We start from the raw sequence: 13,645 nt of genomic DNA on the forward strand, positions 1-13,645 counted from the left end.
CATACCAGACGGAGTGACAGATGTCTCAGACCCGCACCGAATCCGACAGCTTTGGCCCGCTCGAGGTTCCTGCCGACAAGTATTGGGGCGCGCAGACGCAGCGCTCGATCATGAACTTCCCCATCGGGTGGGAGAAACAGCCCGTGGCCATCGTGCGCGCGCTGGGCGTGATCAAGCAAGCCTGCGCCATGGAAAACAAGGCGACCGGCAAGCTGGACGCCAAAATCGCTGACGCGATCATTCAGGCCGCTGGTGAGGTATTCGAGGGCAAGTTTGACGACAACTTCCCTCTGGTCGTCTGGCAGACCGGTTCGGGCACGCAGTCGAACATGAACTCGAACGAAGTTATCGCAAACCGCGCCATCGAGATTCTGGGCGGCGTGATCGGTTCGAAAGACCCGGTGCACCCGAACGATCACTGCAACATGGGTCAGTCCTCGAACGACACCTTCCCCACCGCCATGCATATCGCCACCGCGATGAGCGTGCGCGACGTGTTGCTGCCGGGTCTTGAAAAACTGGCCTCGGGGCTGGAACAGAAGGCCGAAGAGTTCAAGGACATCATCAAGATCGGCCGGACCCATACGCAGGACGCAACGCCCCTGACACTGGGTCAGGAGTTCAGCGGCTACGCCCACCAGATCCGTCAGGGGATTGCCCGTGTGCACGCGGCGATGCCGGGGATCTATGAACTGGCGCAAGGCGGCACAGCCGTCGGCACCGGCCTGAACACCCAGAATGGTTGGGGTGAAGCGGTCGCAGGCCATATGGCCGAGATCACCAGCCTGCCCTTCGTCACAGCGCCGAACAAGTTCGAGGCGCTGGCCGCCCATGACGCGATGGTCTTCCTGTCTGGTGCTTTGGCGACGATTGCAGGCAGTTGCTACAAGATCGCCAACGATATCCGGTTCCTGGGCTCCGGCCCGCGTTCTGGTCTTGGTGAACTGATCCTGCCCGAGAATGAGCCCGGCTCGTCGATCATGCCCGGCAAGGTGAACCCGACTCAGGCCGAGGCGCTGACTCAGGTCGCGGCCCATGTGATGGGCAACAACGCCGCGATGACCTTTGCCGGGTCGCAGGGGCATTTTGAGCTGAACGTCTATAACCCGATGATGTCCTACAACCTGCTGCAGTCGATCCAGTTGCTGGGCGATGCCGCCGACAGCTTTACCGAACGGATGCTGTTGGGCATCAAGGCCAACGAACCGCGCATCGACAAGCTGATGAAGGAATCGCTGATGCTGGTTACGGCGCTGGCTCCGACCATCGGTTATGACAACGCCACCACCGTTGCCAAGACCGCGCATAAGAACGGCACGACCCTGAAGGAAGAGGCCATCGCGCTGGGTTTTGTCGATGAGGCGACCTTTGACGCCGTTGTCCGGCCCGAGCAGATGATCGGCCCGAAAGACTGATGGGCAAGCCGGTCAATCTGAACCGGTTTCGCAAAGAAAGGGCGCGGGCCGAAAAGAAGGCCCGCGCAGATCAGAACGCTGTCGCCTTTGGGCGGACCAAGGCCGAAAAAGACGTCGTGAAACTGCGGCAGGACAAGCAGAAGCGCGACCTGGACAATCACGAGCTGGATGAATGAGCGGCCGTCCCGTCAAACGGTCCCTGACGCTAAAAGGGCATCGCACATCGGTGTCTCTGGAAGATGAGTTCTGGCGGGCCTTTCGGGACATAGCGCAGGAAAAAGATCAACCAATCAATGCTTTGGCGGCAGAGATTGATGTGGCCCGTGATCCCGAAACAGGGCTGGCATCCGCTATTCGGGTTTTCATTTTAGATTGGTATCGCAACAAGGTTTGACCCTTGTCAGCGCGTGCTCAATGCGTGTAGCGTGAATTGAGAACAAAAAGGGTACATGCATGACGGACACAGCCATTGGACCAGACGGCAAACCTCGGTGCACGTGGTCTTTGGCCGCGCCCGAGTTCCCGGAGTATCATGACAATGAATGGGGATACCCGGTGGCCGATGACCAGCGTTTGTTCGAGAAACTGTGTCTTGAAAGCTTTCAGTCCGGCCTCAGCTGGCTGACGATCCTGCGCAAGCGCGAAAACTTTCGCGCGGCCTTTTGTGGATTTGATTTCAACAGGATGGCCGAGTTTTCCGATGCAGATGTCGAACACCTGTTGCAGGACCCAGGCATCATCCGCCATCGCGGCAAGATCGAAGCGGTGATCAACAATGCCCGCCGCGCGCAAGAACTGGTCGCCTCGGAAGGCTCTCTGGCCGCTTATGTCTGGCGGTATGAGCCGGAAATCCCGCCGCCGCCACGCAGCGCCTCAACCTCGGCTGAATCCATCGCCATGTCGAAGGACCTGAAAAAACGCGGTTGGAAATTCGTCGGACCCACCACGGTCTTTGCCTTCATGCAGGCGATGGGATTGGTCAATGACCATGCCGAGGGCTGCATATGCCGGGAAAAAGCGGCGCAGATGCGCCGCGATTTTGTCAAACCGGTCTGAGGCTTAGCAGGACGCGTTGAAGATCTTGTCGATATTGCCGCCCAAAGCCGCGTTGAACTCGGCTTCTGATTGCTGCTTCGACAGTCCTTCGGTCAATGCGCGCGAGAACGAGGCGATCATCTTGCCGTTCTGACCCAGAAGATCACAGGCCTGCTCGGTCGAATACCCGCCCGACAGCGCCACGACACGCACGACGCGCGGGTGATCTGCAACCTCGTCATACAGGTTCGCGTTGCTCGGGATTGTCAGCTTGAGCATCACATCCTGCCCCTCGTCCAACTGGTCGAGGTTTTTCAGCAACTCACCCTTCAGGATATCTTCGGCCTCGGCCTTGGTTTCCGAGTTGATGTTCACCTCAGGCTCGATGATCGGAACCATGCCTGCGGCGACAACCTCGCGCGCGACGTCGAATTGCTGTGCGACCACAGCGGCGATGCCTTCTGCGTTGGCTTCGTGGATGACCGAGCGTTCCTTGGTGCCGAACACGCCCTCGGCCTTGCCCAGGGTTTCAGCCAGCCCCGGAATGGGCTTCATCATCTGAACGCCATTGGCCTGATCTTCCAGCCCTTTGTCGATTTTCAGGAACGGAACGATTCCTTTGACCGACCACAGATAATCGGCCACTTTTCGGCCTTCGATTTCCTCGCCCAACGTGCGTTCGAACAGGATTGCGCCGATCACTTTGTCCTTGGTGAAGTCATCCGCCAGAATGATCCGTGCGCGCATTTTCTGGATTTCACCGAACATTTCCTCGTCCGAACCATATTGCGAGGCATCCACGCCATAAAGCGCCAGCGCCTTGGGAGTCGATCCGCCGCTTTGATCCAGTGCTGCGATAAACCCTGCGCCATTGGACATCTGCGCGCGCTGTTCTGCTTTGGACATAATGTTTTCCCGTTCAAGAATGATTCCGATTTCATTCTTCGCATACAGCACGGCGTTGGGCGATGATAGTTTGTTAGCGCTCAACCACGCGCAACCAAATGCCGTCTTTCGATCTGACGGTCAGATGGGCCACCGGAACCGGTGTTTTTTCGGCGATTGTTTCGAATCTGAACCTGCGCAGCAGCGTGGACAGGATCAACGGCCCCTCGACCATCGCAAACCCCGCCCCAGTACAGACGCGCGGGCCGGTGGAGAACGGGATATAGGCGTCGCGCTGACAGGACTTGCCATTTTCGGTGTGCCAGCGTGCCGGATCGAATGCGTCGGGGTTATCCCACAACCGTTCTTGGCGGTGCAGATGCCACGGGCTGATCACGATCTGGGACGCCTTCGGCACTTCTCGATTGCGAAATCTTTCAGGGCAAGCGGCTTGCCGCACCATCATCGGCACCGGCGGGTACAGCCGCAATGCCTCGCGAAACACATCGCGGCTGAGCTTCAGCTTGGACATGACCGCGAACGAGGGGTCGCCCAACGCATCGGCCTCTTGCGCGACTTTCTCCTGCCACTCAGGGTACAGCGCCATCAGGTACAACGTCCACGCAAGCGCCGAGGCGCTGGTTTCATGGCCCGCCAGAAAGAAAATCGCGACCTGATCGATCATCTCTTCGGTGTCAAAACACGCGCCGGTTTCGGGATCAGGCGTCGTCATGATCTTGGTTGCCAGATCATCCGGGGCCTGGCCCTGAGCAATCGCCACGGCCCGCTCGGACGTGAGCCTTGCGATCAGGTCGCGGATTTCCCGAGCCGTCTGACGGGTGCGTTTCGAATGAAACCGGGGCAGCCAGCGTGGCAACGGCACAAAGGCCGCCAGATTCAGTAACGGTTGTTCGCGTTGATAGGTTCGAAACTTACGAAACACCTCGGCAGCGATTTCATGCTCGATCGGTACGGAAAACAGCGTCCGAAAGATCACATCGGCAGCGGCGTGGCTGGTCAATTCTTCGCATTCGACCTCAGCCCCGGCCTGACCGCGCAGCCGTTCAACGCAGGCGTCGGCGGCGGCCAGCATGGCGGGAAACGTGTCTTTCAGACGTCCGCCCTCGAAAGCAGGGTCAATGATGCGGCGCTGGCGTTTCCAGACGTCGCCATTGGTCAGGAATACTGAATTGCCCAACAATGGGCGCAGCCCCTCACTGATACGGCCGGATTTAGGGAAGTCGTCGGGGCGTTTTTTCAGAACGGTTTCAACCAGGTCCGGCTGGTTGATCATGTAGGACCGGAAGAAAGGCGTTCGAAACTCGGCCATCCAGGCGCGGTACAACCGCTCGGGCTGCGCGGACAGCAGATCGCGGCGGAACAGTTTGAGATAGCGCCACAGCGAAACACGATCAGGACGAGAGCGCGGCTTGGGCGGGGTCATGCATCGACACTCGTATGTTTCGAAACCGCGGTCTCGATGCGGGTTTTGGACGGGGTTCGCCCTTTGAACCGTGCGCCCAGTGTTTGGGGGCCCGCCGTGATGCGGAAGTAGTCATAAGTTCCGGGTTGGTCAAAAGCGCAAATGTATTGAAAATGCAGACGAAAGAACTTCCACCGCAATTCCCGCCACCGCTGGGATGACAATGTCTGAGTAAACGCCGCAGACAGGACCAGCGGCCAAATCTTGTCCGGCCCCGCAACCCCGCTGACCGCAACCGGATCGCAAAGCGCAAAGGAGCACCCATCGCCCGGCGCCGAAACATCGACCCAAGTCAAAGCCTTTTGCGACGACAGAAACCGCAGATCACCCCGCAGTTTTGTGGCCTGGGGCAGAAACGAGACCATCGGAACCACCTGCCCGAGCGTCAAAAAGGACAGAACCGGGCGGTTCGGCAGATCGCCGCGCGCGCGGATCAAATCGGCCAGAACAGACACGCCCAAATGCGCGCCAGAGCTGTGGCCGACGACCAGAACCTCATCCACATCTGCATCCAAGGCGGCATCAATCAGGTGCACAAACTCATCCAGACGATTCTGCAGCCCGGCGGGAGTTTCCCCGTTCAGCTGCGCTGAATAGGCGTAATCGTGCATGAGGTAATAGGCGAACAACCGGTTATCGATCTTTCGAAACCATTGAAGCAGCAGGTAAGCTAAAGCCAATGAGGGCAACAAACCCAACCAACCCAGAGTAGCTACCGCAACAACCACTACGATCATCGCAGCCGCCAATTGCAGCAAGAGCATCCCAACCGGGTATAGCGCCGCGATCACCGGCCCTTTCCGCAACTGACTGAGCTGTTTCAGCGTGCCGGTTGAGATATAGGTCCACGCTGTGCGCCCGAGTTGAAGATAGGTCGCTAAAATCGACCCGGACATGCTGTCGCGCACGATGTCGGACCAGACCAGAACGTCTATGTCCGTCTGGATCTCCATGCCATCCTGAACCGATGTCACCTGCCAGCCAAATGGTCCTTCGACAGGTTTGGGAGACATAGCAATCTCATAGCCCGAAATCTCGGCCTGCGCCTGCGACTCGGTCCGATACAGCTCACGATAGCGGCGCGCCGGAATCGGGTCGTAGCCGGGGATGTAGAACACCCGGCGTTTACGCACCTGAGGCTGATTTGTGTGACTGCTCATGGCCTTACCTTCTACTGCGCAGGTTAACGCAGCATTGCGGCCAAGGTAAGGTGGATCAGCCCAGAACCGCCAGTGCCGGGAAGGTTTCCAGCAGCCACCAGCTGAATTCGGTGAAAAGGCCGGTGATCAGCATGATCCCAACGAACAGCAGCAGACCGCCCATCACCTTCTCAATCGTGCCCATGTATGGCTTGATCCGGTTCATCACACTCATCGAGCGGTTCAGGAACATCGCCGCTAGCAGGAACGGAATGCCCAGACCCGCAGCATAAACACCCAGCAACAGCGTGCCGCGCGCAACCGATGCCTCTGACGCCGCCAGGGACAGGATGGCCCCCAATTGCGGGCCGATGCATGGCGTCCAGCCAAAGGCAAAGGCCAGACCAAGGATATAAGCGCCGAACACCGAGCCTCCGGAATCGCCGGTTTCAACCCGCGCCTCGCGGTCCAGCAGCGGAATGCGGAAGACGTTCAGAAAGTGCAGGCCAAAGACGATGACCACAGCGCCCGAAAGCTTGGCGAACAGCACCTGATTCTTCAGCACAAACGCCCCAAACGCCGAGGCGGTAAAGCCCAGCAGCAGAAAGACGGTCGACAGGCCCAGAACAAAGAACAGCGCCGACAGGGTCGCCTTGCGCCGCGCGCGCGCCTCATCCTGCATCTCATTGATGGTCACGCCGCTCATATATGCCAGATAGGGCGGCACAATCGGCAGAACGCAGGGCGACAGAAAACTGATCAGCCCGCCGATCATGGCGATGAACATGGCGGGCAGCAGCCCCGCGTCGATGATATCAATTCCGAACATGACTAAGCACATATGGTATCAGGTGGATTTCGTCACGGGGCCATTCAGTCACATCCTCGTGGTCGTATGTTGCATGCTGGACAGCGTCGCCTGTTGGAAATATCTCAATCAACATGACTGACGAACCCGAGATACTCGACGCGCTAGGGCTTTTGTGCCCCCTGCCCGTTCTGAAGGCCCGAAAGCGGCTGAAATCCCTGCCTGCTGGGGGGCTTTTGCGTGTGCTGGCGGATGACCCAGCCGCAATCGTCGATGTTCCACATTTCTGCATGGAAAGCGGCCATAACTTGCTGTCGCAGGAAGAAGAGAATGGCCATCAGGTCTATCTGATCCAAAAATCAGCCTGATCGGATCCAGCCAAAGAAAAAGGCGGGCACCTGGTCCGCCTTTCTTTTGTTTACTGGCCCAAGGACCACCATCCGCGCCGCTTTGGCTTGGGTGGTTCGCTGGGTTTTTCCGGTTCTTCCGCCACGGTTTCCAACACTGGCTCTGCTGCAGTTTCTTCTGCAACCGGCTCAGCAGGCGTGTCTTCGACGACAGGTTCGGCTGTCACCTCTTCCGCCTCTGCAGGGTCTTCCTGAGCGTCTGCGGCTTCGATTGGCTCTTCCACCGTCTCGGCAACTTCAACAGCCTCGGCCTGAACCTCTTCGGGCTCAGACATCGCTGGGGCTTCGGCTTCCGCAGCAACCTCTTCGGCCTCGGGTTCAGCAACAGGCTCAGCGGGGGCTTCCTCAGTCGCCGCTTCCGGCTCACCGGTTTCTGCATCAGCCTCGGCCGCAATCGGTTCCGCATCCTTCTTTTTACGGCGCGGTGCTCGGCGGCGTTTTGGCTTCGCAGGCTTGTCCTCATCCTCGGACGCGTCGGCACCCTCTTGAGGTTTGGCATCGTCAGAGCCATCCTCGTCAGTAGCAACCTCTTCGCTCACGGCATCAGAATCCGCCCCAGCGTCTTGCTGTTCAGCCCCATTGCCACCCTTCTTCCGACGGCGACGGCGACGCTTGCGCTTGGGCTTGGTCTCTTCCTCGGCCTGAACGGTTTCCTCTTCAGCCTCATCCTCATCGGTCGCATCGACCAGATCCATCAGCGAGGCATCCGCAGACACAACAGGCGCGGTCGCCTCGGGCACGATCCGGCTGGCGGTCTTGAACTTCTCCATCGAGAAATCAGGGCTGACCAGATGCAGATCGCCTTCGACCCGTACCGACAGACCATAGCGCGCCTCGATCTGAGCGATATGCTCGCGCTTCTGGTTCATCAGGAAGTTTGCAATGCTCACCGGGCAACGCACCAACACCTCGCGCGAGCGGCGGCGGGTGCCTTCCTCTTCGATCTGACGCAGGATCGACAGCGCCATATTGTCGTCCGAGCGGATCAGGCCGGTGCCATGACAGGCCGGGCACGGCTGCGTGGTCGCTTCCAGCATACCGGGGCGCAGGCGCTGGCGGCTCATCTCTAGCAGGCCAAAGCCCGAGATGCGGCCAACCTGAATGCGCGCGCGGTCGGTTTTCAGCTTGTCTTTCAAGCGCTTCTCAACAGCGGTGTTGTTCTTGCGCTCGTCCATATCGATAAAGTCGATGACGATCAGACCGGCAAGGTCACGCAGACGCAACTGCCGCGCCACTTCCTCAGCCGCCTCAAGGTTGGTCTTGAGCGCCGTTTCCTCGATCGAGCCTTCCTTGGTGGCCCGGCCCGAGTTCACGTCGATCGCTACCAGAGCTTCGGTCACACCGATCACGATATAGCCACCGGATTTCAACTGCACAGTCGGGTTGAACATCCCCGCCAGATAGCTTTCCACCTGATAGCGCGCGAACAGCGGCAGCGCGTCCTCATACCGTTTCACGTTCTTGGCGTGGGACGGCATGATCATCTTCATGAAGTCCTTGGCGATGCGATAGCCGCCCTCGCCTTCGACCAGAACCTCATCGATATCGCGATTATAAAGATCGCGGATCGACCGTTTGATCAGATCGCCTTCCTCGTAGATTTTCGCGGGCGCGATGGATTCCAGCGTCAGTTCACGGATCTGCTCCCACAGACGCTGGAGGTATTCATAGTCGCGCTTGATCTCGGATTTGGTGCGTTTGGCCCCGGCGGTCCGGATGATCAGGCCCGCGCCGGTCGGTACGTCGATCTCGGCTGCGATCTCTTTCAGCTTCTTGCGGTCGGGGGCATTGGTGATCTTGCGGCTGATCCCGCCACCGCGCGCGGTGTTTGGCATCAGAACGCAGTAGCGCCCGGCCAGCGACAGATATGTGGTCAGCGCAGCACCCTTGTTGCCGCGTTCTTCCTTGACGACCTGCACCAGCAGAACCTGGCGCACCTTGATGACTTCCTGAATCTTGTAGCGACGCGGCCGCGGCTTGCGCGGAGGGCGAATATCCTCGCTGTCATCTTCATCCGCAACCGATTCAATCGAAGCATCCTTGGCAGTTGCATCCGATGGTGCGTTACCGTCTTCGGGGTTCTCACCTTCTGCATCGGCCTTGGCTTCTTCTTCAGCCTGCTCTGGCTCGCTCACCTCGTCCGACGAGTCCGCAGCGTCCTCTGCCGAGGCGTCCACCTCTGCATCGGCCTCACCCTCTGCTTGCGTCTCAGCCGCAGAGTCAGTTTCTTCCGCGGCCTGCTCATCGGCCTCGACCGCTACATCCGCCGCGTCTTCTGCAGGCGTTTCCTCATCCGCCGGCTCTTCCACCGGAGTGTCTGCAACCAAATCAACCGGTGAGGTCCCCTCGGGCACCGCCAGTTCCGCCTCTTCCCCGTCTTCAAGATCGATGGTTTCCATGCCGCTCGGTTCGGACGACACTTCAATCGACTCGACCGCATCATCGGATTTCACATCCGCCGCCTTGGTCCGCGACCGCGACCGGCGTTTTTTCGGCTTGGCCTCTTCCGCTTCATCCCGTGCCTTCATGGCCTCGGCATAAGCGCGCTCTTCCTCCATCAGCGCCTCACGGTCGGCGACGGGGATCTGGTAGTAATCGGGATGAATCTCGGAAAATGCCAGGAACCCATGCCGGTTCCCGCCATAATCCACAAAGGCCGCCTGCAGCGACGGCTCGACCCGGGTTACTTTTGCAAGATAGATGTTGCCAGCAAGCTGGCGTTTGTTTTCGGATTCAAAATCGAACTCCTCGACCTTGTTTCCGTCGACCACCACGACGCGGGTTTCTTCCGCGTGGGTGGCATCGATAAGCATTTTCTTAGCCATGTGTCCTTGGTGCACCGCGCCAAACGCGTTGTCCTGACCCGTCCAGGCGGACAGGCGCTTTTGGGGAGGTGTCTTGTCAGGGCGATATCAGACGGCGCGCGGCAGGGTCTGGCGCTTTGGCCCCCTGCCCGGTCTCTCAATCGTTGCGCGCGCGTCATCGCGGTTCTTCTCCGACAGGCGCGATTAGGATCGCTGCCTGCCCATTTATTCCTTTCACCCAACGCATCGGGCTCAGGTACTCAACTGCCCCATGGATCGGGGCACAATCGGTCTGCTTCGCGGTGAAAACCAAAGATCACCTGTTGCGACGCAGCGAAACTCAAAGATTCGGGGCTTAAAGGCGCAAAAATGGCCCGGCCCGTTCGGACACAATAAAAGCAGTCCTGTGGAAAACACAATGGGCAAACTGCATCCCGTCCATCTCAAACGCGCCGCGCCCATCTTCTTCTGTTCAAAAATACCTCGGGGGGTGAATTGAGCCTATGGCTCAAGAGGGGGGCTGGTCCCCCTCCCCGGCCTCACAAATAGTCCGACCGTTGAAGCCCGTATTTCGCCATCTTCTCATTCAACGTCCGACGAGGCAGGCAGAGCTCATCCATGACCGAGGCAATAGAACCTTTATGTCGCCGCATCGTGTTGTCGATCAGCATCCGCTCGAATGCCTCGACATATTCTTTCAGCGGCTTGCCTTCGGTGGTCATCACCGGCTGCATTTCCTCGTGATCCGACATCAGCAAGGATGCAATCGTCCCCGACCCACGCCGCGATTGCAGCACGGCCCGTTCGGCGATGTTGATCAACTGACGCACATTCCCCGGCCACGGGGCCTGCAACAGCTGCGCCGCTTCCTGAGCGCTGACCTGCGGCGCATCACAGCCATATTCCTCGGCAAATTGCTCGCTGAGGCGGGTGAAAAGGGTCAGAATGTCTTCACCTCGCTGACGCAGCGGCGGCATGGTGATCCGCAACGCGGCAAGCCGATAGAACAGGTCCGGGCGCAGCACGTCTTCGCTGGTCTTTCCGGCCTCTTGCAGGTTCGAAATCGCAACGATGCGTGTTTCCGCCGGGGTGCCCTGTTCGTTCATCACGCTCAGCAACCGCGCTTGCAGCGTGTCACTTAGGGCCTCCACATCCTCCAGTACCAGCGTCCCACCACGGGCTTCCTCAATCGCAGGCAGTTGAGCGTCTTCGGGCATCATGGGGCCAAACAGGCGCTTGGACAAAGCCTCTTCTTCCAGTGCCGCGCAGGACACCAGAACGAACTTTTTACCCGCCCGGCTGCCAACCGCGTGCAGGGCATGGGCCACCAGCGTCTTACCTGTTCCGGTTTCGCCGTCGATCAGCACATGGCCGTCCGCCTGACCCAGATCCAGAATATCCTCGCGCAGGCGTTCCATGACCGGGCTGGCCCCGATCAGCTTGTTCATGATCTGGGTGCCGCCCGACAACTCACGCCGCAGCGCCCGGTTGTCCAGCGTCAGACGCCGTGCATTGCTGGCACGTTTGGCCAGTTCCGACATGCGATCCGGATTGAACGGTTTTTCAAGGAAATCGAACGCGCCAACCCGCATCGCCTCAACCGCCATGGGTACATCGCCGTGACCGGTAATCATGATCACCGGCAGAGTGCTGTCCGCCCCCATCAGCTTTTTCAAAAGCTGAATACCATCCATCCCGGGCATCTTGATGTCCGAGATAACGATGCCCGGATAGTCCGGCCCCAGCACCTTCAGCGCATCCTCGGCGCTGGCAAAGGTTTCGGTGTCATATCCGGACAATGCCAGCCATTGGCTGATCGACTGGCGCATGTCCTGTTCGTCATCCACAATGGCGATTTTCATGGCCTGTGCCATAGTCTTCCCTTTTATTCTGCGGCCTCAAGGCCGTCGCTTCCCAGTATCGGCAATTGCATCTCAAACACCGCGCCGCCGTGTTGTCCGTTGCGCGCGGTTAGCCGTCCACCATGGTCGTTCACGATCCCGGACGAGATGGCAAGCCCCAGTCCGACGCCATCGCCGGGTTGCTTGGTGGTGTAGAACGGTTCGAACAGGTTCTCGATATCCTCGATCCCGTAGCCGTTGTCGCGCACGGTCAGCACCGCCATGTCACCCGCTGCCAGGATGATTTCCACATCCGGCTCTGCCACCGATTTGGTGGCGTCCAGCGCGTTGCGCAAGAGGTTGACCATCACCTGCTCGATCCGCATCCGGTCACCCATCACCACCACAGGTTCTTCGGGCAGGATCTGAGTGATCTTCACATGCCGCTGGCGCAGTTGCGGTTCCATCATCGACAGGGACGAGGCCAGCGCTTCACCAAGATTCACAGGTGAAAACGCATCTGCCCCCTTGCGGGCGTAAGACTTCAGTTGCCGTGTGATTGCGCCCATGCGCTCGATCAGACCATCGATGCGGCCAAAGCTGGCCAGCGCCTCTTCGGGGCGGTTGCGGCGCAGCAGCAGACGCGCGCCAGCCAGATAGGTTTTCATGGCCGCCAGCGGTTGATTGAGCTCGTGGCTCACCGCCGCAGACATCTCGCCCAACGCCGCCAGTTTCGAGCTTTGGGCAAGGGTCTGCTCGGCCAAATCCAGCGTCTTTTCAACCCTTTCCCGCTCAGCGATTTCCCGCTGTAGCCTCGTGTTCAATGCGCGAAGCTCTGCCGACTCGCGCTGGAACAGGGCCATCCGCAAGGTGGCCCGACGGCTGAGCGCATAGAAGGTCAGCGCCAGAAGAATCGCAAATCCCATGATTTCCAGCGCCAGCACGCTGTTCACCCGCTCGCGCACCGACTCGTATGAGGTGAACGAGGTCATCTGCCAGCCGCGGAACGGGATGCGTTTTTCCATTCGCATCACCGCCTCACCCTGCAGGTACGCGTCGGGCGGCAGCGCCGTCCAATCGGTCGTGGCCCGGATCGCACGTTGAATTGCGCCCTGAGGTGGTTGCCGCAGCATCGCCGACGTCTCATCCAGACCCCGCCATTGCGGCTCGGTGGACAGGATGATGTTGCCGGTGCTGTCGGTCACCAGAACGGCGTGCGAAATACCAGCCCAGGCCCGTTCGAATTTCTGCAAATCGACCTCGACCACGATCACGCCGAGGATTTCGGCCGCACCCTGAATTCGGCGCGAATAGACAAAGCTGTAGCCGCCGGACTCCCTTGGTATGACCGAAAACAAGGTCGAATTGGCCCGGATTGCATCCACGAAATAAGGCGCATTGCGATGCGCCTCACCCAGTCGGTTTCGGTCGGTGGCGGCAACCGTGCGCCCGTCTCCATCCAGCAGCATCAGCGACGCGGCACCGATTTCCTCGACGAATGAAATCAGGCGTTGGGTGGACAGCGTATAATCACTGGATTGCAACGCCGAGATCAGCGTCGGGTCGCGCGACAGCAATTGCGGTACAATGGCGTTGCGGCGCAACTCGCTCAGCAAGTTGCCGGAATCGAGCGCCAGCCGCAGTTCGGCGCTGTTGCGGGTGTCTTCGGTGAAGCGGTCGGTCAGCAGACGGTTGGTGATCCAGACCGTCGCTACCGTGACCAAAAGCAGCAGGATGATGGCCAGACGCAGCCGCCACCCCAGAGGTGCCCCGCGAAAGGGTCGTGCCAGTTTGGACCAGCCTGTGCGAACCTCGGTACTCATCCCCA

The 13,645-nt window shown here is 59.4% G+C and carries 12 protein-coding genes; 5 read left to right on the top strand and 7 right to left on the bottom strand.

The window, feature by feature from the left end; translation table 11 throughout:
• Window positions 1-20: 20 nt before the first annotated feature.
• The 4 genes from fumC to ACR0E6_RS04750 are packed head-to-tail and all read left to right on the top strand — an operon-like array spanning window position 21 to window position 2,471.
• Window positions 21-1,415 (top strand): class II fumarate hydratase, encoded by a 1,395-nt coding sequence (fumC, locus tag ACR0E6_RS04735; protein ID WP_480581286.1) that lies wholly within the window; start codon window positions 21-23, stop codon window positions 1,413-1,415.
• Window positions 1,415-1,591 (top strand): DUF4169 family protein, encoded by a 177-nt coding sequence (locus ACR0E6_RS04740; protein ID WP_170450832.1) that lies wholly within the window; start codon window positions 1,415-1,417, stop codon window positions 1,589-1,591. Before fumC ends, ACR0E6_RS04740 begins: the two co-directional genes overlap by 1 nt.
• A complete protein-coding gene (locus ACR0E6_RS04745; protein WP_170518449.1) occupies window positions 1,588-1,809 on the top strand; it encodes a ribbon-helix-helix domain-containing protein in 222 nt (73 codons plus the stop codon). Before ACR0E6_RS04740 ends, ACR0E6_RS04745 begins: the two co-directional genes overlap by 4 nt.
• A 59-nt stretch (window positions 1,810-1,868) precedes the next feature.
• The gene (locus ACR0E6_RS04750; RefSeq protein WP_480581289.1) at window positions 1,869-2,471 is read left to right on the top strand and encodes a DNA-3-methyladenine glycosylase I; all 603 of its coding nucleotides are present in this window, start codon (window positions 1,869-1,871) and stop codon (window positions 2,469-2,471) included.
• 3 nt (window positions 2,472-2,474) lie between these two features.
• Here ACR0E6_RS04750 and ACR0E6_RS04755 read toward each other — a convergent pair whose 3' ends face one another.
• The 4 genes from ACR0E6_RS04755 to ACR0E6_RS04770 form a co-directional block, all read right to left on the bottom strand.
• Complete coding sequence (locus tag ACR0E6_RS04755) at window positions 2,475-3,356, bottom strand: fructose bisphosphate aldolase (RefSeq protein ID WP_480581291.1); 882 nt, start codon at window positions 3,354-3,356, stop codon at window positions 2,475-2,477.
• Window positions 3,357-3,429: 73 nt separating this feature from the next.
• Entirely contained in the window at window positions 3,430-4,779 is a 1,350-nt protein-coding gene (locus ACR0E6_RS04760; RefSeq protein WP_480581294.1) for a cytochrome P450, read from the bottom strand.
• Window positions 4,776-5,978 carry a hypothetical protein gene (locus ACR0E6_RS04765; RefSeq protein WP_480581297.1) on the bottom strand — a complete coding sequence of 401 codons (1,203 nt, stop codon included), beginning with the start codon at window positions 5,976-5,978 and terminating at the stop codon, window positions 4,776-4,778. Before ACR0E6_RS04765 ends, ACR0E6_RS04760 begins: the two co-directional genes overlap by 4 nt.
• Before the next feature lie 55 nt (window positions 5,979-6,033).
• Window positions 6,034-6,786, bottom strand: coding sequence for a cytochrome c biogenesis protein CcdA (locus tag ACR0E6_RS04770; RefSeq protein ID WP_170450844.1), 753 nt, complete (start codon window positions 6,784-6,786; stop codon window positions 6,034-6,036).
• A 113-nt stretch (window positions 6,787-6,899) separates the two neighbouring features.
• Between ACR0E6_RS04770 and ACR0E6_RS04775 the strand changes: the two genes are divergently transcribed.
• Window positions 6,900-7,133 carry a sulfurtransferase TusA family protein gene (locus ACR0E6_RS04775; protein WP_170450846.1) on the top strand — a complete coding sequence of 78 codons (234 nt, stop codon included), beginning with the start codon at window positions 6,900-6,902 and terminating at the stop codon, window positions 7,131-7,133.
• Between the two features lie 50 nt (window positions 7,134-7,183).
• Here ACR0E6_RS04775 and ACR0E6_RS04780 read toward each other — a convergent pair whose 3' ends face one another.
• The 3 genes from ACR0E6_RS04780 to ACR0E6_RS04790 form a co-directional block, all read right to left on the bottom strand.
• Window positions 7,184-9,997 (bottom strand): Rne/Rng family ribonuclease, encoded by a 2,814-nt coding sequence (locus ACR0E6_RS04780; RefSeq protein ID WP_480581300.1) that lies wholly within the window; start codon window positions 9,995-9,997, stop codon window positions 7,184-7,186.
• 518 nt (window positions 9,998-10,515) lie between these two features.
• Window positions 10,516-11,850, bottom strand: coding sequence for a sigma-54-dependent transcriptional regulator (locus ACR0E6_RS04785; RefSeq protein ID WP_170450850.1), 1,335 nt, complete (start codon window positions 11,848-11,850; stop codon window positions 10,516-10,518).
• An 11-nt stretch (window positions 11,851-11,861) separates the two neighbouring features.
• Window positions 11,862-13,640, bottom strand: coding sequence for an ATP-binding protein (locus ACR0E6_RS04790; RefSeq protein ID WP_170518427.1), 1,779 nt, complete (start codon window positions 13,638-13,640; stop codon window positions 11,862-11,864).
• Window positions 13,641-13,645: the final 5 nt, after the last annotated feature.

Source organism: Ruegeria sp. AP12, from assembly GCF_056540025.1.